The organism is Streptomyces pratensis (assembly GCF_016804005.1).
In the GTDB taxonomy this organism is placed as follows: Bacteria; Actinomycetota; Actinomycetes; order Streptomycetales; family Streptomycetaceae; genus Streptomyces; species Streptomyces pratensis_A.
The window spans coordinates 599,465-619,034 of sequence record NZ_CP051486.1 but is presented as its reverse complement, the minus strand read 5'-3'; the positions used below and the strand labels follow the sequence as shown (position 1 = coordinate 619,034).

Below are 19,570 nucleotides of genomic sequence, written 5' to 3'. Positions count from 1 at the left end.
TCCGATTGCGCCCTTCACTCCGGCCGACCGCACTCGCCCTGCTGATATCGGCAGCCGTTACCGGTGCTCTGTGCCTGTGGGCGGTCGCCGCCGCTCCCGCCTCGGTACGGACGCCGCTCGCATGGGGGGCGGGCGCCGCCGCCGTGCTGCTCTGCGTCGCGGTGGCCGTCACCGTCCACACGCTCGCCACCGCCCGCAATCTGCGCGCCCTGCGGGCCGCCGACTCCGAACGCTTCACCGCCGAGACCTCCCGGCTCGTCTCGACCTCCGCCGCCGAGGCACAGCGCTTCACAGCTGAGACCGCCAGGTTCAGAGCGGCGGCCTCGGCCGAGGCCGCCCGGGTCACCGCCGAGGCGGACGACCGGGTCGCGCGGGTCAGCACCGAGGCCACCGAGCAGCACGAGCGGCTCACCGCCGAGGCCGCCCGGCTAACCGCCCGTGCCCGGCGCGCCGAGAACGAGCGCTCCGCGGCGATCTCCGCCTGTGCCAACGCCGCCGGCCGCATGCAGGCCCTGGCCACGAGCATGCTGGCCGACCTCCGGGAGATGGAGCACCGGCACACCGCCGAGGACGTGCTCGGCGATCTGCTGCACCTGGACCACCGCACGGCCCAGGCGGGCCGTCTCGCGGACTCCATCGCCGTGCTGACCGGGGCGCGCTCCGGGCGCCGCTGGGCCAAGCCGATCGTGATGGAGTCGATCCTGCGCGGCGCCATGGGCCGTATCGGCAGCTACCAGCGCATCCGCCTGCACTCGACCAGCGATGTCGCGATCGCGGGCCACGCGGCCGAGGGCGTCATGCACGCCCTCGCCGAGCTGCTCGACAACGCCGCCAACTTCTCGCCGCCCACCGCAGAGGTGCATGTGTACGTCGAGGAGGTCCCGGCGGGCATCGTTGTCACCGTCGAGGACAGCGGCCTGGTGATGAGCGATGTGCAGCTGCGCCGCGCCGAGCGGGCCGTGTCCGCCGACAACCAGGACCTCACGGGCATCTCCGGCACCCGCCTCGGACTCGCCGTCGTCGGCCGGCTGGCCAGGAAGCACGGCCTCACCGTCTCCTTCCGGCCCTCGGCACGCGGAGGCACCGGCGCGCTGATGATGCTGCCGCAGGAGCTCATCTCCCGTACGACCGTTCCCGCACCGGAGCCCGCCCGGCGCCCCGAGCCCGAGCCGGACCACGCGACGCCGGACACCGACGGCCGGCCCCCGGCCGCCGCTGCGGCAGCCTCCCCCGAGTCCGCGCCCCGCACGGACGCCGCACCCGGGAAGCCCGAGTCCGCTTCCGAATCCACCGGTGCCGTCCCCCAGTTCGGCGACAGCGGTCTGCCCAAGCGCCGACGTGGCCGCACCCTGGCCGCCGCCGAAGCCCGTACCGGCAATGTCACCCCCGGCGGAGCCGAATCCCCCAGGCCCCGTGCCACCGACCCGAAGGTGCAGGCTGCCCGCTTCAGCACCTTCAGCCAGGCGGTACGAGCCAACTCACCGCACCCGGAAGGCAACACCCGATGAGCGCGACCACCGATGAGAAGCTCAACTGGCTGCTGGAGGGGCTGCTCGACCGCACGCCCGGCGCCCGGCACGCTCTCGTCCTGTCACGGGACGGCCTGAAGCTGTGCCGCACCCCCGAACTCTCCGTCGACCAGGCCGACCAGCTGGCCGCGATCTCCGCCGGCATCCAGAGCCTGTCGCACGGCGCGTCCATCGAGTTCGGTGACGGCTCCGGCGGCGTACGGTCCGCGATGACCGAGTTCTACGGCGGCGTGCTGTTCATCGTCGAGGCGGGCGCGGGCGCCCACCTGGCGGTCGTGGCGGCTGAGGACAGCGACGTCGGCCTCGTCGGTCACAACATGAGCGAACTCGTCGAGCAGCTCGGCGAATACCTAGTCGCGCCGCCGCGCGACTCCGCGGGCGGGACGGCGGCCACGGTCGCGGAAACCGCGGACGTATGACGTCCGTCCCGCGCCCCCGCCCCGGACGCGACGACGACCCGGACCGGCTGTACACCCTCACGGGTGGCCGCAGCCGGTCCGACTCGGCGGCGTTCGACCTGGTGACACTCGTCGTCGCCGAGTGCGACCCGAGCCCCGGGATGCAGTCGGAGCACGTCGCGATCCTGCGGATGTGCAACAGCCCCACCGCGGTCGTGGAGATCTCGGCCACCCTGAAACTGCCGGTCAGCATCGTCCGCATCATGCTGTGCGATCTGCTCGACACCGGCCGGATCAGCGCCCGCCACCCCCGTACTGCCCGTGTCGAGGACCGGCTCCCCGACACCGACACCCTGGAACAGGTGCTCGTTGGACTCCGCAACCTCTGACCGTGCCGCCCTGCAGGCGACGGCCGACAACGGACTGAAGATCGTCGTTGTCGGCGGCTTCGGGGTCGGCAAGACCACCATGGTCCGATCCGTGAGCGAGATCCGTCCGCTCAACACGGAAGAGACCATGACCCGCGCGGGCGAGGCCGTCGACGACCTCGACGGTGTGCACTCCAAGACGTCCACCACGGTCGCCTTCGACTTCGGCCGCATCACGCTCGACGCGCGTTCGGTCCTCTATCTCTTCGGCGCGCCCGGACAGGAACGCTTCTGGTTCCTGTGGGACCGCCTCTTCTCCGGCACCCTGGGCGCCGTCGTCCTCGTCGACACCCGGCGGCTCGCCGACTCCTGGTACGCGATCGACCGGCTGGAGCACCACGGCACGCCGTTCATCGTCGCGTGCAACGACTTCGGCGGCTCGTTCCACACCGAGCAGCAGATCCGCGAGGCCCTCGACCTCTCCCCCGACGTCCCGCTCGTCGAGTGCGACGCCCGGGACCGCTCGTCCAGCAAGTACGTCCTGATCACGCTGGTCGAGCACCTCTACGCACTTTCCGTCGCCCGTGCGAAGGCTTCCGGCCCGGCCCCGGCCATGACCCCGGAGCCCACATCGTGAACCAGTGCCCCGTGTCCCACGGTCCCGTACCCCTGTCAGGACCACGGTTCCAGACCGACCCCGTGCGGCTGTACCGGGAGATGCGCCGGGACCACGGTGCCGTGGCCCCGGTCGTGCTCCCCGGCGAGATACCCGCCTGGCTGATCCTCGGCTACCGGGAGCTGCACCAGGTCACGGGCGACCCGGTGCTCTTCACCAGGGACTCGGACCTGTGGAACCAGTGGGACAACATCCCGGACGGCTGGCCACTGCTGCCGATGATCGGCCGCAAGCAGCCGTCGATCCTCTACACGGTCGGTGAGCGGCACACGGTCCGTGCGGCGATGATCAGCAACGCCCTGGAGGCCGTCGACCCGTTCGCGCTCAAGCGCTACGCGGAGGAGTTCGCGGACGACCTCATCGACCGCTTCTGCTCCACCGGCCGCACCGACATCATCGCCGAGTACGCGATGCTGCTCCCGGCCCGCGTCCTCGCGAAGCTCTACGGCTTCAGCGACGAGGTCGGCGGGCCCCTGGTGGGCGCGCTCAACGACATGATCGACGGCCGGGAGAGGGCCCTGGCCGGGCAGCAGCACCTCGGCGCGGCCATGTTCCAGCTCCTCGCCGACAAGCACGCCGAGCCGGGCGACGACGTCGTGACCCGGATGCTCCAGGACCCGGGCGGCTTCACCGACGAGGAGGTCGCGCAGGACCTCATGGTGATGATGGCCGCGGGCCACCAGCCGACCGCCGACTGGATGGGCAACTCGCTGCGGCTGATGCTCACCGACGACCGCTTCGCCGCGTCGCTGTCCGGCGGCCGCCACAGCGTCGGCGAGGCCATGAACGAGGTGCTCTGGGAAGAGACCCCCACCCAGAACGTGGCCGGCCGCTGGGCCTCCCGCGACACCCACCTCGGCGGGCGCCACATCCGCGCCGGTGACATGCTGCTGCTCGGTATCGCCGCCGCCAACGTCGACCCGCAGATCCGCACCGACGGCTCCGCGCTGACCGGCGGCAACAACGCGTTCCTCTCCTTCGGCCACGGTGAGCACCGCTGCCCGTTCCCGGCCCAGGAGACCGCGGAGGTCATCGCCCGTACGGGGATCGAGGTGCTCCTGGACCGGCTCCCGGACGTGGACCTCGGCATCCCCGCGGACCAGCTGACCCGGCGACCGTCCCCCTGGCTGCACGGGCTGACGGAGCTGCCGGTGCACTTCACGCCCACCCCCGCTCTTGGAGGCCCGAAATGACCCGGATCGCCCTCGATCCCCTCGTCGCCGACCTCGACGCCGAAAGCGCCGCGCTGCGCGCCGCCGGGCCGCTGGCCGAGGTGGAGCTCCCCGGCGGGGTGCACTGCTACGCGGTGACGCATCACGCCGAGGCACGTCAGCTGCTCACCGACAGCCGCGTGGTCAAGGACATCAACGTCTGGAACGCCTGGCAGCGCGGCGAGATCCCGATGGACTGGGCGCTGATCGGCCTCGTCAATCCGGGCCGCTCCATGCTGACGGTGGACGGCGCCGAGCACCGCAGGCTGCGCGGCATGGTCGCGCAGGCACTGACGGTGAAGCGGGTGGAGCGGCTGCGGGCCGGCATCGAGGCGCTGACGAACGCCTCCCTCGACCGGCTGGCGGCGCTGTCCGAGGAGGGGACGGTCGATCTGAAGGCGGAGTTCGCCTACCCGCTGCCGATGAACGTCATCAGCGAGCTGATGGGCGTGAACGCGACCGACCACCCCCGGCTCAAGGAGCTCTTCGAGAAGTTCTTCTCGACGCAGACCCCGCCGGAGGAGGTCCCGCAGATGATGGCGGACCTCGGCGCCCTCTTCACGAAGATCGTCGACGACAAGCGGGCGAACCCGGGCGACGACCTCACCAGTGCCCTGATCGCGGCCTCCGAGGACGGCGACCACCTCACCAACGAGGAGATCGTCAACACGCTCCAGCTGATCATCGCGGCGGGGCACGAGACCACGATCAGCCTCGTCGTGAATGTCGTCGAGGCGCTCCAGACCCACCCCGAGCAGCGCAAGCGCGTGCTGAGCGGGGAGGTGCCGTGGGAGAACGTGATCGAGGAGACCCTGCGCTGGAACACCCCGACCTCGCACGTCCTGATCCGCTTCGCGACCGAGGACATAGCGGTGGGCGACAAGGTCCTGCCGAAGGGCGAGGCGCTGATCGTCTCCTTCGGCGCCCTGGGACGCGACGAGCAGCAGTACGGTCCGACCGCCGGTGAGTTCGACATCACCCGGTCCCCCAACCGCCACATCGCTTTCGGCCATGGTCCGCACGTCTGCCCGGGCGCCGCGCTGTCCCGGCTGGAGGCGGGGGTCGCGCTGCCCGCGCTGTACGAGCGCTTCCCGGACCTGGACCTCGCGGTACCGGCCTCCGACCTGCGGAACAAGCCGATCGTGACCCAGAACGACCTGTACGAGCTCCCGGTCGATCTGGGCTGATCGCCTGCCCTTCGCACTGCCGATTTCGCGCCCGCGCCGGTCATCCACGATCCGGAGCGCGTGTCTCATCCGACGGACACGGTCCTCGACCGCATCCGGGAGGGACTACGCTCCGGACCGTGGCTGACATCCAGATTCCCGCAGACCTCAAGCCCGCCGACGGACGTTTCGGCGCCGGGCCCTCCAAGGTGCGGACGGAGGCGGTCGACGCACTGGCCGCGACCGGCACCTCTCTTCTCGGCACCTCCCACCGCCAGGCCCCGGTCAAGAACCTGGTCGGCGAGGTGCGTGACGGCGTGCGCAGCCTCTTCTCCCTCCCCGAGGGATACGAGGTCATCCTGGGCAACGGCGGCTCCACCGCCTTCTGGGACGTCGCGACGCACGGTCTGATCGAGTCGAAGTCCCAGCACCTGAACTTCGGCGAGTTCTCGTCGAAGTTCGCGAAGGCCGCCAAGCTCGCCCCGTGGCTGGCCGACCCGACCGTCATCGCCTCGGACCCGGGCACCCACCCGGACCCGCGGGCCGAGGCGGGCGTCGACGTCTACGCGTTCACCCACAACGAGACCTCGACGGGTGTCGCCGCCCCGGTCAAGCGGGTCGCGGGTGCCGACGAGGGCTCGCTCGTCCTGGTGGACGCCACCTCCGGTGCGGGCGGCCTGCCGGTCGACATCGCCGAGACGGACGTCTACTACTTCGCCCCGCAGAAGTCCTTCGCCTCCGACGGCGGGCTGTGGATCGGCGTGTTCTCCCCGGCCGCACTGGACCGCGCCGCGCGCGTCCACGCCTCGGGCAGGCACATCCCGGAGTTCTTCTCGCTGCCCACTGCGATCGACAACTCCCTGAAGAACCAGACGTACAACACCCCGGCGCTGGCCACCCTCTTCCTGCTGAACGAGCAGCTGAAGTGGATGAACACCCAGGGCGGTCTGGACTTCACGACCGGCCGGACGGCCGCGTCCTCGCAGGCCCTGTACGGCTGGGCCGAGGAGTCCAAGTACGCCACCCCGTTCGTCACCGACCCGGCGAAGCGCTCGCAGGTCATCGGCACGATCGACTTCGAGGACGGCATCGACGCGGCGGCGGTCGCCAAGGTGCTCCGCGCCAACGGCATCGTCGACACCGAGCCGTACCGCAAGCTGGGCCGCAACCAGCTGCGCGTGGCGATGTTCCCGGCGATCGACCCGGCGGACGTCCAGGCGCTCACGGCCTGCATCGACTACGTGATCGACAAGCTCTGACGGTCACACGTCCGGACCGGCCCTGCACACCCTCGGTGTGCAGGGCCGTTTCTGCTTCACTCAGCCAGGTGATGAACCGCCTACGGGACGAATTCGGGCGCCCCGTCCTACGATGATGTCCTCGACACCAGCCATTCCAGGAGGGCCCGCAATGTCTGCAGCAGCAGTCGAGCACCCCTGTGACGATGAGCCGGAACCGATGCTCGTGACGGCGAACCGTCTCATGGAGCAGCTTCCGGGTTATCGCGTCGAGATCATCGGAGGCGTCATCACCGTGGCCCCACCCCCGGACGGCCCGCACGCCCGTGCTCTGACCAAGCTCATGCGGCCCTTCATCACGGCCGGACTCGACGACGGGGAGTCCGCGGTCCTACAGGCGATCGGCCTGTGGCTGCCAGGAGGGCCGGAGGACTACGCCATCCCGGACCTCGCCGTCGTCGACGCGGACTTCGACGGGCATCTGATCGAGAACAACTGCTACGACCCGGCCGTCTTCCGCCTGGTGCTGGAGGTGACCTCCGGAAACTACAAGAGCGACCTGCGCAACAAGGTCTCCGCGTACGCCGAGGCCAAGATCCCGGTGTACGTGATCCTGGACCGCCGCCACGGCCGCCTCCACGTCCTGACGGAGCCCACCGGCTGCACGTACGACAGCCACGAGGTCTACGCCCCCGGCCAGTCGGCCGTGCTTCCCGCGTCGATCGGTGCCGACATGACCCTCGACGTCGCCGAGCTGGTCAAGGCGGGCCGCCCCCGCGCGTAGGGCGCCCCGGCGGATTCACGCCGCCCCGGCGACCGGTCGGCGGCTGTCCACTCGCTCACTCCGCCCCGGCCAACGTCGCGCGGAGCTCCCGGACGCCCGCGCTCCACTTCTCGTCCTCCCCCGCGTCCGCCCACAGCTCCAGCAGCTCGGACTCCGCCGCCAGCACCCGGTCCAGCGCCCGCAGGGCGGGCTCGCGAAGCTCGGTGGGGAGCGCGGGCAGGGGTTCGTCGGGCCCGTAGACGGGATCCACCGGTGTGCCGCCCGGATGCTGGGCGGCGAGAAGCGCGGCGGCCGCTATCGCCATCACCGCGTCGTCGGCGTCGAGGTACTCCTCCGGTCCTGTCCGCGCCGCGAAGTCCAGCGCCTCCCGGATCATCTCCTCGCGTCTGCCGGGTGGCGCGTCGTCGAGACTCCCGGCGAAGTCCGCGGCGGCGTCGCTGTCGAAATGGCCCATCCCCCAGGTCCCCACGGGACCCCCCTCCCAGATCGGTCTCCCCCATCCTCCCTCCCGCCACCGACAATCGGCTCCCGGTCACTCCTCCCCCTCCGTGACGCGGACGACTAGCACGGCCACGTCGTCGCGCTGAGAGGCGTCCGCCAGCCCGTGGGAGAGCGTCTCCAGGAGCAGCGGCAGGGGCTGGTGGCCGTACTCCGCGAGGGTGGACGCCGCTTCCCGGATGCTCGCGTCGATGTCGGTGTCACGGCGCTCGACCAGCCCGTCGGTGTACAGCAGGAGCACGCTTCCCCGGGGGAGTCCGTGCGTGTGGTCGTGGCGGGGGAGGCAGCTGGGGGCGCCGAGGAGCAGTAGGTCGTGCTCGTCCAGCACGGAGACACGGCCGTCGGGCGTACGCAGCAGGGGCGGCGGGTGCCCGGCGTTCGACCAGGTCAGACGCCATCGGCCGCCGTCCGGGTCGAGACGGGCGTGCACCGCGGTGGCGCCGGGGCCGAGGGGCAGGGCGTCGAAGGAGCTGTCGACCGCGTCCAGCGCGGCAGCGGGTGAGTGCTCGGGATGGCCGAGGGTGGCCTGGCGGAGCATGCTGCGGACCTGGCCCATCACGACGGCGGCCTGGACGTCGTGCCCGATGATGTCGCCGATGGACAGCATGAGGGCACGCTGCGGGGCGGCCGGGAGCCGCGGCAGCAGGTAGGCGTCGTACCAGTCGCCGCCCACCATGTCCTGGTAGGTGGCCGGCAGGTACAGGGCGGAGATGTCCAGGCCGGGCACGTCGGGCAGGTCCGTCAGCATCGCGGCCTGCAGTTGTTCCGCGGTGCTGAGCCGGCTCTCGACGAAGAGGGTGCGTTCCACCGCCTGGCTCACGTACCCGGCCACAGCGGTGAGGGCGGCCCTCTCCGTGACCGTCAGGACGTGGGAGTCGGGCCAGCACCACATCAGGACGCCCAGCCCGGCCGGCAGCGGCACGCACAGCACGGAGCGGAGGCCCAGCGAGTCGTACCCGGCCACCGCCTCGGGGCTGAAGCCGGCGAGGAGGGAGTCGTGGTCCGGCACGAAGACGGTGCGCTGTTCCCGCATGGCCCGGGTACTGGGGAAACCGGCTCCCAGGTCCAGGCGGTCGATGACGGTCTCCACCGGCAGCACGTCGTCCGGGTCGACCACGCGGCGCAGCCCCTGGCCGTCCGACAGCAGCAGGCCCACGAACGCCGGATCGTCAGGGCCGTCGAACAGGCCGCGCAGGCGACGGATGAGGTCGGTCAGTTCGCGGGAGTGGCCGAGCTCCACGGAGGCGCGCAGCAGCAGGTCGGCGTGGTCCCGGTCCTGCCGGATGTGTTCGGTGGCGATCCGCAGGCGCAGTTCCACCGAGCAGGCCGCGGTCAGGTCCGCGAGGTCCTGCATCTCGTCGTCGGTCCACTTCCGGGGCACGTGGTCGATGGCGCAGAGCGATCCGAGGACGTGCCCGTCGGCGTCGGTCAGAGGCATTCCGGCGTACCCGATCGCCTGGAGGTCGGGAATGGCCATGCTGGCGCAGGTGCGCGGATGCACCCGCGTGTCCTCGAGGATCAGCGGCCGGCCGTCGACGACGACGTGCTGGCAGAAGGAGTGGCTCAGGGGGGTCTCCCGCCGCCCCGCCCAGGGTTCGGCGAGTCCGACCATGCCGGGGAAGACCTGCCGGTCGGCCTCCAGCAACGAGACCAGCGAGACCGGGACGCGGAGGAACCGGGTGACGAGTCTCGCGAACCGGTCCATGCCGGGATCGGCCGCCGCAGTCAGCCCCGCGAGCCGCAGGGCTTGCAGCCTCCTGAGTTCGCCCACCCCAGGGCCTCCGTCGGTAGCTCGGCCGGAGCAGCGGCGTCCACACGCCGCGCACTACGAAGGTATAAGACAATTCACCCCATGTCGTGATCAGGGGCCTCGACCGGTGTCGTGATCAGAGCCCCGGCCGGGCCCCGCCACCCTGCCCGGCGCCGTCTCCCGGGAGGCGTCCCGCCGCCACCGCACCTCCCCGTCCTCCCGTTCGTCCGTCGGCAGGAGCCCCGCGGCGGCCGCCACGGCGGCGGAGGCAGCGTGGTCCGGGTGGATGTGGGCGACGACGGTACGGACGGATCCCTGGTCCAGCAGGTGCCTGACCAGGCCGGCGGCCCCCTCCTTGGCGTAGCCCTTCCCCTGCCACCGGGTCCCGACCACCCAGGCCGCCTCCGCCCGCGCCCCGCGCACCGTCGCCTGCACATAGCCGGCCAGGCACCCGTCCGCACGCACCCGGAGCACCCAGTTCCACCAGAGTTCGGCGGGGTCGGGCGAGCCGGCGTTCTGGCGCTCGTAGCGGGCGCGCAGGGTGCCGACGTCCTCCGGGGCGCCTCCCGTGTAGACGTGCAGGGCCGGGTCGAAGAGGACCGCGGCCATTTCCTCCGCGTGAGCGACGTCGAGCGGGAGCGCGTCGAGGCGGGAGGTGGAGAAGGGCTCGGGGGCCCTGTCGGCCTGCATGGCCCGGAGCTTACGCCGGGAGCGCGGGAGAAGGGATCCGTCAGTGGCGCAGCGCCGCCGCCTCCGGTGGCAGGTCCTCCGGCAGCAGCAGGCGCAGGTCGTCCAGGCCCGGCGCGGACATCGCACCGATGCGGCCCGCGTGGCGGGTCATCATCCCCTCGAGGATCTGGCGGGCCGTACGCGCGTTGCCGAAGGCGTGGTCACGCGGCAGTGCGTCCATGTAGCCGCGCAGCGCGGTCATCGCCGCCGGGGAGCAGTCGTAGCCGTAGCCGGTGGCCTGCGTGACCAGGATCTCCAGCAGGTCGTCCGTCGAGTAGTTCTCGAACTCCACGGTCCGCGAGAACCGCGAGGCCAGGCCCGGGTTGGAGTCGAGGAAGCGGCGCATCTCGCGTGTGTAGCCGGCGGCGATCACGACGACCTCGTCGCGGTGGTCCTCCATCAGCTTCAGCAGCGTGTCGACGGCCTCCCGGCCGAAGTCAGAGGTCGCGCCCTCCGGGGTGAGCGTGTACGCCTCGTCGACGAACAGCACACCGCCCATGGCGCGCTCGAACGCCTCCTTGGTGAGCTGTGCCGTGTGGCCCACGTAGCGGCCCACCAGATCGGCGCGGGCGACCTCGACCAGCTGGCCCTTGGGCAGGACACCGAGGGAGCGCAGCAGGTCCGCGTACAGGCGCGCGATCGTCGTCTTACCCGTTCCGGGGGGCCCGGAGAAGATGAGGTGGTTGCTGATCCTCGGGGTGGGCAGCCCGGCGGCCTTGCGTTGTTTCGCAGCGGTGAGCAGGTTGACCAGGGCGGTCACCTCGTTCTTGACCGCGGTGAGGCCGGTCATGGCGTGCAGCTCGGCGAGCAGTTCCTCGGAGCCCGGGCCGTCGTTCGCCGCAGCGCCGGTGTCCGTCGCCACGTCCTCCGGCAGCAGGAGGGTGAGGTCGCTCTCCGCAGGGTTCGTCATGGACGCCAGACGGGACGCCTGCCGGTCCACCATCTCCTCGAAGACCCGGCGTGCGGCACGGCCGTTGCCGAACGAGGCGTCCCTCGGCATGCGTTCGTAGTGCAGGGCGAGGGCGTCCCTGGCCGTGGGGTCGAGCGCGTAGCGGTGTCCCGCGCACATGTTCTCGGTGATCGTCACCAGCTCGTCGACCGAGTAGTTGGCGAATTCGATGGTGCGGGTGAAGCGGGAGGCCAGGCCCGGGTTGGAGGTGAGGAAGGTGTCCATCTCGCCGGTGTAGCCGGCGGCGATGACGGCCACGTCGTCGCGGTGGTCCTCCATCAGCTTCAGCAGCGTGTCGACGGCCTCCCGGCCGAAGTCGGCGCCCGAACCCTTGCTGTCGGACAGCAGCGTGTAGGCCTCGTCGATGAACAGCACCCCACCGAGGGCCTCGTTGAACGCCTCGGTCGTCTTGATCGCCGTACCACCGATGACCTGCGCGACCAGGTCGGCCCGGGACACCTCCACCAGGTGCCCGGAGCGCAGGACGCCCAGATTCGCCAGGATGCCGCCGTACAGCCGGGCCACCGTGGTCTTACCTGTGCCGGGCGGGCCGGAGAAGACCAGGTGACGGCTCAACTGGGGTACGGGCATGCCCAACTGGGCGCGGCGCTGGTTGAGCTGGTTCAGGTTGACGAGGGTCCGCACCTGGCTCTTGACGTCGGTCAGGCCGACCAGCGACTCCAGCTCCTCCAGCGGGCCCTCGGGCTCCTTGGCCGAGTCCCCGGCCCCGCCGTTCGCGGCGTCCAGGGGCAGGGTGTCGCCCCACGCGTCCGGGGCCACGTTGCCGGCGCTGTTCAGCCCCTCCACCGTGAGCCGTTCGCTCACCCTCGTCTGCTTGAGGCCCGCGCCGCGGTTGTCGCGGACGGCGCAGTCGGTGACGGTCACGGGTTCGGCGCTGTCGATCCGGATGCCGTCGCCGACGCTGCCGGTGACCTGGGAGGACGTGAGGATGGCGCGGGCGCCGTTCGCGAGCAGGACACCGTGGGCGCCGCAGTCGGTGATGTGGACGCGCATGGCGGAGAGTTCGCCGCCGTTGTCCACCGTGATGCCGCCGGCCGTGGCGGCCTCGACGCGGCAGTCCCGGAGCGTGATCCTCCCCTCCGCGCCGACGGAGACGGTGGTGTCGCTCGCCGCCCGCATCACCGTGTCGGACACATCGGGGTTGCCGCCCGAGGCGATCCGTACCGCGGCACCGCCCGCCCGGTCGATCTCGCAGTGCTCCAGCCGCCCGCGCCCGTCCTCGGCCACCTCGACGCCGTTGCCCCCCGGCGAGGTGATCCGCGCGCGGCGCAGCAGCGGGTTGGCACCGGTGCGTATGCGTATGCCGGTTCCGGCGGCGTCGGCGATCAGCAGGTCGTCGAACTCCGCCGACGACTCCTCCTCCAGCAGCACGGCGCCGTTCGCGTCCGCGCAGTCGCGCACCGCGCAGCCGGTCAGGAAGGGCGCGCTGAAATTGATCACCCGGATCGCGGACGCGGCGGCGGTGTCGAACTCGCAGTTCTCGAAGGTGCCTCTGGAGCGCTCCGTGACGGCGAGGCCACTGCCCTTGGTGCGTGAGGTACGGCAGTTCAGGAACTCGGGGTCGGCGCTCGCCGCGAGCATGATGCCGGGGCCCGAGGTGTCGCTGACCGTGACGTTCTCCAGGACCGGGCGGCCGGAACTGGTGATGTAGACGCCGACGGACGTGTCGTGCACCGACGTACGCACCACCCTGGTGCCGCTGCGGCCCTCCAGGGCGATGGACGGCTTCTCCGTGCTGGAGATGTCGCAGTCCTCCACCAGGCCCTGCGCCTCGTCGGAGGTCAGCACGCCGTTGGCGCGGGCATCGCGGATCCGGCAGTCCCGCACGGTCGTCCGGGCCTCCGCGCCGATGACGACGCCGGAGGTACCGAGGTTCTCGATGAGACAACCGGCGACGACGCTGCCCGTGGGCGCGGAGTCCACGACCCCGGCGCCCTTCGGGTTGCTGACCCGGCAGTCGCGCATGGCCACCGAGCCCGACTCGCGGGCCAGGACGGCCGCCCAGCCGGAGCCGATGACGGTACAGCCGTCCATCGCGACCTGGCCTCGCGGCGCGTCGACCACCGGCAGGTCCTCGTTACCGCCTCGCAGGGTGAGGTCGGTGAGCATGACGGCGTCGGCGACGAGGATGACCGCGGTGCCCTTGCGCGGGCAGATCTCGACGCTGCCCGGCTCGCCGTCCGCGACGATGGTGACCCGTGTCCTGACCGTGAGATTCTCCGGGTAGCGGCCGGGGTGAACCCGGATCACCGCACCCGTGCGTGCCTTGTCCAGGGCATCGCTGATCGTCCGGAAGCTGTCCGGTTGTCCCGACCCGACCCTGAGCAACTGCCGTGACACGCTCGATCCTCCTCCTTGTGGTGCCGCCGCCACGTGCCTCTCCCACCCAGGGGGCCGACAGGGGACTGTTCCACGTCCGGGTACGTACGGCTGTGCGCACGCGATGAAGGCTACGGGACCTGTGCGGCGATGTTCCAGGAGGGACCGGCGAGTTCGGACAGGATCAGGTGAGTTCTGACGAGTGCACGATGAGTCCGCAGAGGCGGCGGGCCGTCGCGGTGGCGCGCCGGACGGTGTGCCGAGCGCCACTGTACGGCACGTCACATCGCGCAGGACCTACGGTCGGCGCGCCCCGAGCGTGGACCCGTGGCCGGTCGTCGTGAGGGCCGTGCGTGCATCTCGCCGCGTCCGTCCTACGTGCACGGCCCGTCCCGCTCGACGCCCCGTCACATACGGCGCCTATCATGCGCGCCATGCCCCGTGCACGAGTTCGCTCCCGCCGCCGCCCCCGGGCCTCGGCCGTGGCCACCACCCTGCTGATGACCGTGACCGCCACCGCGGCGGGTGCCCTCTCGGCCGTGCCCGCCACGGCCGACTCCGTGAGCCTGCCGGTCGTGCGCTCCGTCCTCGCGGAGGACGAGAACTGCGCCTCGGTCTCGAGCGAGAAGGCCAGGGCCGAGCCCTGGACGCTGAGGGCTCTGGGCGTGACCCGCGCGAGGTCGCTCTCCCAGGGCGAAGGGACGACGGTGGCGGTCGTGGACACGGGAGTCGCCGAGGGTGCGCCCGCGCTGTCGGGACGGGTGACGGCGCTCGGGCAGGCCGGCGAGGACTGCGTCGGGCACGGTACGTTCGCGGCCGGGCTGATCGCGGCGACGCCCGGCGACGACGGAGGCCCTGCGGGGCTGGCGCCACGGACACGGATTCTGGCCGTACGGGGCACGGGCGAGCGCGGCGAGACCACGGTGGGCCAGGTCGCCGACGGAATACGCCAGGCGGCGGACGAGGGCGCCTCCGTCATCTACGTCGCCGCGGCCCTGGACAGCGGCAAGTCACAGCTGACGGACGCGGTCGCGTACGCGAGCGGCAAGGACGCGCTGGTGGTGGCCCCGGTGGCACCGGACGCGCTGCCGAGGAACACGGAGCCCGCGCCCTGGTACTGGCCCGCGTCGGCGCCGGGCGTGCTCGCCGTGATGGACTACGGCCCGGACGGAGGACGGCCCACCGACGCACCCCTGGTGAGCGGAGCGGACCTGGCCGCGCCCGGCGACGCGGTGGTGAGCATCGGCCCGAAGGGCGCGGGCCACTTCATCGGCTCGGGCTCCTCGTTCGCCGCCGCACACGTCGCGGGGGCGGCGGCGCTGGTGCGGGCGCGCTACCCGGACCTGACGGCCGCCGAGGTGTCGCGTCGGCTGACGAAGGCGGCGTACCCGGCGGCACCGCCACGGCTCGACCCGTACGCCGCCCTGACGACCGTACTGACGGGCGCCAAGGGCCGTACGCCCCAGCCGGAACGAGCGGTTGTCCCGCCCCCGCCGGCGACGGAGCCGCGCACCCGCGCCCTGGTGGTGGCGGCCCTGGGCGGCGGGCTGGTGCTGCTGGTGGCGGCGGGCGCGGTGGTGATCCCGCGCGGACGTGCACGGAACTGGCGCCCGGCGGGCAGCTGACGGCTCACTTCGGCCCTCAGGCGGGCAGCTGACGGCTCGCAGCGACCCGGCGGCCCCGCCACGGTCCGGTTCCCCCCGACGGGCGGCCACGCAGGCGGCCGGCCCGTCGTGCAGGCCACGCACGCCGGGCGCTGAAGGGTGAGCTGCGGGGGCCCGGCCGTCTGCCGGTCAGGCCGGTCGAGCACGGACCTGCACCGTCCAGAGGGCCCCTGATCAGGCGCTCCCCCGGCCGGTCCGGGCGTTCCGTGGCGCCCGGAGCCGGCCTCTCGTCCCGCCGCCCCTCTACGACTCCGCGTCCTCCAGCACCGCCGTCTGCATCTGGATCTGCTTTCGGCGTGTGACTCGCGTACCCCTGCCCGGAGGCAGGTTGCGTCCCTTGATGCTGCCCAGGATGAAGCCTTCCGACGGCGGGCACGACAGCAGGAGCGTCGGGGTGTTGACCTCCTGCATGCGGCGCAGCATGGGGTCACCCAGGCCTCGTCCCGCGCCTGCGGCGGAACGGGAGACGACCACGTGCAGGCCGACCTCGTAACCGAGGGCGAGGTGGTTGAGCAGCGGATCGAACGGAGCGTTCATCGCGCTGGTGCCCAGCATGTCGTAGTCGTCCACGAGGATGAACAGCCGTGGTCCGTCCCACCAGTCGCACTTGCGCATCCGGGCCGGCGTGATGTCCGGTCCCGGTACGCGGGCCGCGACCGCCCGGGCGGCGCCCCCGATCATGTCCTTCAGGGCGTCCATCGCCACCGCGTGGCCGAGGCGGTACTCGTCCGGGATCGCCTCCACCAGCGCGCGACGGTAGTCCACCACCATGATCCGCGCCTCGGCCGGGGTGTACCGGTCCATGATGGCCTTGGCGGTCAGCCGCAGCATGTTGGTCTTGCCGCTCTCCGTGTCCCCGACCACGATCATGTGGGGGGTCTCGGAGAAGTCGTGCCACACGGTGGAGAGGCGCTCCTCCTCCAGGCCGATGGGCATCTTGAAGTCGCCCTTCGGAGCCGGCAGGTCGGACAGCGGAAGCCGGGTCGGCAGCATCCGGACCGGAGGGGCCGGCGGGCCCTGCCAGCTCTCCCGGACCGCCGCGACCAGACCCGCCACGCCCTCGGACAGGTCGTCCGCGGACTCCACGCCGTCGATCCGCGGGAGCGCGGTGAGGTAGTGCAGCTTGGCGTCGCGTGTCAGACCACGGCCGGGCAGCCGCGGCACGGTCGCGGCACGCCTCATGTCGATCTCGGAGTCCATGGCGTCTCCCATCCGCAGCTCCAGGTGGGTCGCGGCCTGGTCCCGGATGGAGGAGGTCAGTTCCACCCAGCGGGCGGTGGTGACGATCAGGTGGATGCCGTAGTTGAGGCCGCGGGCGGCGATCGAGCCGAAGGTCTGGATGTACCGGTCGAAGTCCTGGCGCACCGTCGACCAGCCGTCGACCACCAGGAACACGTCGCCGTGCCGGTGCTCGGGGAACTCCCCGGCGGCCAGGCGCCGCCGGAAGGTCGCCATGGAGTCGATGCCGTTGTCCAGGAAGAACCGCTCGCGCTCCGCCAGCAGCGTGGTGACCTCGGACACCGTACGGCCGACCCGCTCGGTGTCCAGGCGTGCGGCGACCCCGCTGACGTGCGGCAGGCCGGAGAGCCCGGAGAGCGTGCCACCGCCGAAGTCGAGACAGTAGAACTGCACCTCGCGGGGGGTGTGGGTGAGCGCCAGTGCCGTCATGATCGTGCGCACCATGGTGCTCTTGCCGCTCTGCGGGCCGCCCGCGATGGCGATGTGCCCGCCTGCGCCGGAGAGATCGACGGTCAGCAGGTCGCGGAGCTGGTCGAAGGGGCGGTCGATGATGCCGATGGGGATGGAGAGCCGCCCCCGGTTCGACGAATCGACGGTCGTCAGACCGAGTTCGGGGTCCGGGGTGAGCGGAGGCAGCACCTGGTCGAGGGTGGCGGGGAGGTCCAACGGCGGCAACCACACCTGGTGAGCCGGCGGCCCGGCGGTCAGCAGCCGCTCCACGGCCACCGAGAGCAGGGTGTCGCCGGTCTCCTCCTGCTCGGGGGCGGGCTCGGGGTCCGGGCTCTCCGGGAGCTGGCGCGGCACGACGTACGTGTTGGTCCACGGGACGGTCTGGCTGGCGACGCGCGCCTGGTTGGCGCTGCCCCGCCGCTGCCGGTACGGGCCGGAGACGTACGCGGCGCGGAAACGGGTCAGCGCCTCCACGCCCGACTTCAGGAAGCCGCTGCCCGGCGCCGACGGCAGCTGGTACGCGTCCGGGACACCGAGGACGCCACGGCTCTCCATGGCGGAGAACGTGCGCAGGCCTATCCGGTACGACAGATGGCTCTCCAGCTGGTGCATCCGGCCCTCGTCCAGACGCTGGGAGGCGAGCAGGAGATGCACCCCGAGGGATCGGCCGAGGCGGCCGATCATCACGAACAGCTCCATGAACTCACGGTGCGCTGCGAGAAGTTCGCTGAACTCGTCGACGACGACGAACAGACTGGGCAGCGGTTCGAGCGGCACGCCCGCAGCGCGGGCCTTCTCGTAGTCCAGCGCGGAGCTGTAGTTGCCCGCCGACCGCAGCAGTTCCTGGCGGCGCATCAGTTCGCCGTGCAGGGCGTCCTGCATGCGGGAGACGAGCGCGGCCTCCCCGGCCAGGTTGGTGATGACGGCCGAGGTGTGCGGAAGTTCGTCCAGTCCCAGGAAGGTGGCACCGCCCTTGAAGTCCACGAGGACGAAGTTGAGCGTTTCCGAGGAGTTCGTCAGGGCGAGGGCCAGGACGAGCGTGCGCAGCAGCTCACTCTTGCCGGAGCCGGTGGCGCCGATCAGCATGCCGTGCGGTCCGGTGCCGCCCTGGGCGGACTCCTTGATGTCCAGCTCGACCGGCTCGCCGTCCGCACCGACCGCGATCGGCACCTTGAGCCGGGTGGGCCCGGTGTGCTGCTGCCACAGCGTTTCCGGGTCGTGGCCGTGCAGGTCGGCGATGCCCAGCAGCGCCGTCAGTTCGACGTTCGCGGAGAGCGGCTCCGCCGAGTCCGACGCGGTGCCCAGGCCCATGCGGTACGGCGCGAGTCGCCGCGCGAGCGACGCGGCGCCCGTCGGTCCGAGCCTGTCGGGCCTGCCGAGCCGGGTGGTCTGCTCCTTGCGCTCGCGGTCGGTACGCACCAGTCCGAGTTCGTCCTCACCGATCTCGAAGCGCAGCGTGATCCGTCCGGGCCGCCAGGAGAGCGCGCCGCTCAGGTCCAGTACGACCGTGTTGCGGAATCCGGGGCCGTCCAGGCGGTGGCCGGCCGGGACGGTGCCCCCGTCCACCACGATGACGGTGAACGGCTCCTCGCGCCCGGGAACGGCGTCCGGGTCGAACTGCGGCCGCTCCATGAACTCGGCGCCGAGCAGATTCTCCAGCTCACCCATGGTGGAGACGGTCATCCGGGTCGGGCCCGCACCGTCCGTGTCGTGCGGGTGGAGACTGTGCGGGAGCCACTTCGCCCACTCCCAGTCCGCGCGCCGCTCGTCGGAGACGCACAGGGCGATCCACACGTCGTCCGGCGAGTGGAAGGTGGCCAGTTGGGCGATCAGCGCACGGGTCACGGACCGTATCCGCTCCTCGTCCCCCCTGAACAGCACACGGGCCCAGGCCCGCAGGTAGATCGCGATGGGCTGCTCGGGCACCGTCGAGTAGGCGCGGATGAAGCTGCGCAGGGCGTGCGCGCTGAGCGGTTCCAGGTCCTCGACGGGGTTGGTGGAGTTCGAGATGAGCTTCAGGCTCAGCTTCTGCTCGCCGACCGCCATCCGGACCTCGCCGAAGTCCTCGTCACGCGGACGGCGTTCCCAGAGACGGGTGGTGCCCGTCATCGACCACAGGGCGGCGGGCTCCGGGTGACGCCAGGCCAGGGCCAGCTGCTGGTCCACGACGGCGCCGCGCACCTTGCGCCGGATCTGGGTGAGGTAGCGCAGGTAGTCCCGGCGTTCGCCCTTCAGCTTCTGCTTGCGTTCGGCGGCCTTGCGCATGAACTGGCCGATGAACATCGCGGCGGCGCCGAGCACCATCAGGCCCAGTGCGATGTAGATGAATCCGCCTGTGCCCCTGGTCATGCCGGGCCGCATGAACATGAACATCATGGAGACCGACATCAGTGCCATGGGGAGGTAGGTCCACACGGCGGAGGTGTCGGGCACCGTCTCGGGAAGGATCGGCGGTTCCTGGAGATTCAGCTCCCCGTCGGGCATCTCCGGGCCCCGGCGTCGGGCCGGGCGGCGGAACAGGACCACACTCAAGGAACCGTCTCCTTACGGGGCAAAGGGGGAGAGCAGGCGGAACGACGTC

The 19,570-nt window shown here is 71.6% G+C and carries 14 protein-coding genes; 9 read left to right on the top strand and 5 right to left on the bottom strand.

Annotated features, from left to right (window positions below; genetic code table 11):
* Positions 1 to 5: 5 nt before the first annotated feature.
* The 8 genes from HED23_RS02720 (at position 6) to HED23_RS02685 (ending at position 7,370) form a co-directional block, all read left to right on the top strand.
* Positions 6 to 1,508 (top strand): sensor histidine kinase, encoded by a 1,503-nt coding sequence (locus tag HED23_RS02720; RefSeq protein WP_203181843.1) that lies wholly within the window; start codon positions 6 to 8, stop codon positions 1,506 to 1,508.
* Positions 1,505 to 1,948 carry a roadblock/LC7 domain-containing protein gene (locus HED23_RS02715; protein ID WP_203181842.1) on the top strand — a complete coding sequence of 148 codons (444 nt, stop codon included), beginning with the start codon at positions 1,505 to 1,507 and terminating at the stop codon, positions 1,946 to 1,948. The genes HED23_RS02720 and HED23_RS02715 overlap by 4 nt, the downstream gene beginning before the upstream one ends.
* Positions 1,945 to 2,316 carry a DUF742 domain-containing protein gene (locus tag HED23_RS02710; protein ID WP_203181841.1) on the top strand — a complete coding sequence of 124 codons (372 nt, stop codon included), beginning with the start codon at positions 1,945 to 1,947 and terminating at the stop codon, positions 2,314 to 2,316. The genes HED23_RS02715 and HED23_RS02710 overlap by 4 nt, the downstream gene beginning before the upstream one ends.
* Positions 2,297 to 2,932: a GTP-binding protein gene (locus HED23_RS02705; RefSeq protein ID WP_203181840.1), complete on the top strand. Its 636-nt coding sequence runs from the start codon at positions 2,297 to 2,299 to the stop codon at positions 2,930 to 2,932. The genes HED23_RS02710 and HED23_RS02705 overlap by 20 nt, the downstream gene beginning before the upstream one ends.
* Positions 2,929 to 4,164, top strand: a complete 1,236-nt coding sequence (locus HED23_RS02700; RefSeq protein WP_203181839.1) for a cytochrome P450 — start codon at positions 2,929 to 2,931, stop codon at positions 4,162 to 4,164. Before HED23_RS02705 ends, HED23_RS02700 begins: the two co-directional genes overlap by 4 nt.
* A complete protein-coding gene (locus HED23_RS02695; RefSeq protein ID WP_203181838.1) occupies positions 4,161 to 5,369 on the top strand; it encodes a cytochrome P450 family protein in 1,209 nt (402 codons plus the stop codon). The genes HED23_RS02700 and HED23_RS02695 overlap by 4 nt, the downstream gene beginning before the upstream one ends.
* Positions 5,370 to 5,488: 119 nt before the next feature.
* Entirely contained in the window at positions 5,489 to 6,607 is a 1,119-nt protein-coding gene (gene serC, locus HED23_RS02690) for a phosphoserine transaminase (protein ID WP_203181837.1), read from the top strand.
* 151 nt (positions 6,608 to 6,758) lie between these two features.
* Positions 6,759 to 7,370 carry a Uma2 family endonuclease gene (locus HED23_RS02685; RefSeq protein WP_203181836.1) on the top strand — a complete coding sequence of 204 codons (612 nt, stop codon included), beginning with the start codon at positions 6,759 to 6,761 and terminating at the stop codon, positions 7,368 to 7,370.
* A 55-nt stretch (positions 7,371 to 7,425) separates the two neighbouring features.
* Here HED23_RS02685 and HED23_RS02680 read toward each other — a convergent pair whose 3' ends face one another.
* The 4 genes from HED23_RS02680 to HED23_RS02665 form a co-directional block, all read right to left on the bottom strand.
* The gene (locus HED23_RS02680; RefSeq protein ID WP_203181835.1) at positions 7,426 to 7,839 is read right to left on the bottom strand and encodes a DUF4259 domain-containing protein; all 414 of its coding nucleotides are present in this window, start codon (positions 7,837 to 7,839) and stop codon (positions 7,426 to 7,428) included.
* 63 nt (positions 7,840 to 7,902) lie between these two features.
* Positions 7,903 to 9,639 (bottom strand): GAF domain-containing SpoIIE family protein phosphatase, encoded by a 1,737-nt coding sequence (locus tag HED23_RS02675; protein WP_203181834.1) that lies wholly within the window; start codon positions 9,637 to 9,639, stop codon positions 7,903 to 7,905.
* 90 nt (positions 9,640 to 9,729) lie between these two features.
* Positions 9,730 to 10,308 carry a GNAT family N-acetyltransferase gene (locus tag HED23_RS02670; protein ID WP_203181833.1) on the bottom strand — a complete coding sequence of 193 codons (579 nt, stop codon included), beginning with the start codon at positions 10,306 to 10,308 and terminating at the stop codon, positions 9,730 to 9,732.
* A gap of 40 nt (positions 10,309 to 10,348) precedes the next feature.
* Positions 10,349 to 13,657, bottom strand: a complete 3,309-nt coding sequence (locus tag HED23_RS02665; RefSeq protein ID WP_203181832.1) for a right-handed parallel beta-helix repeat-containing protein — start codon at positions 13,655 to 13,657, stop codon at positions 10,349 to 10,351.
* A gap of 404 nt (positions 13,658 to 14,061) precedes the next feature.
* On the opposite strand from HED23_RS02665, the gene HED23_RS02660 reads away from it, so the two are divergent.
* The gene (locus HED23_RS02660) at positions 14,062 to 15,261 is read left to right on the top strand and encodes a S8 family serine peptidase (RefSeq protein WP_203181831.1); all 1,200 of its coding nucleotides are present in this window, start codon (positions 14,062 to 14,064) and stop codon (positions 15,259 to 15,261) included.
* A gap of 282 nt (positions 15,262 to 15,543) precedes the next feature.
* On the opposite strand, the gene eccCa is transcribed toward HED23_RS02660, so the two are convergent.
* Entirely contained in the window at positions 15,544 to 19,515 is a 3,972-nt protein-coding gene (gene eccCa, locus HED23_RS02655; protein ID WP_203187331.1) for a type VII secretion protein EccCa, read from the bottom strand.
* Positions 19,516 to 19,570: the final 55 nt, after the last annotated feature.

What these genes read in the sequence shown, in the direction of transcription:
- HED23_RS02715 (WP_203181842.1), top strand. Translation starts at nt 1,505, where the DNA reads ATGAGCGCGACCACCGATGAGAAGCTCAACTGGCTGCTGGAGGGGCTG.
- HED23_RS02710 (WP_203181841.1), top strand. Translation starts at nt 1,945, where the DNA reads ATGACGTCCGTCCCGCGCCCCCGCCCCGGACGCGACGACGACCCGGAC.
- HED23_RS02695 (WP_203181838.1), top strand. Translation starts at nt 4,161, where the DNA reads ATGACCCGGATCGCCCTCGATCCCCTCGTCGCCGACCTCGACGCCGAA.
- HED23_RS02685 (WP_203181836.1), top strand. Translation starts at nt 6,759, where the DNA reads ATGTCTGCAGCAGCAGTCGAGCACCCCTGTGACGATGAGCCGGAACCG.
- HED23_RS02670 (WP_203181833.1), bottom strand. Translation starts at nt 10,308, where the DNA reads ATGCAGGCCGACAGGGCCCCCGAGCCCTTCTCCACCTCCCGCCTCGAC.
- HED23_RS02660 (WP_203181831.1), top strand. Translation starts at nt 14,062, where the DNA reads ATGCGCGCCATGCCCCGTGCACGAGTTCGCTCCCGCCGCCGCCCCCGG.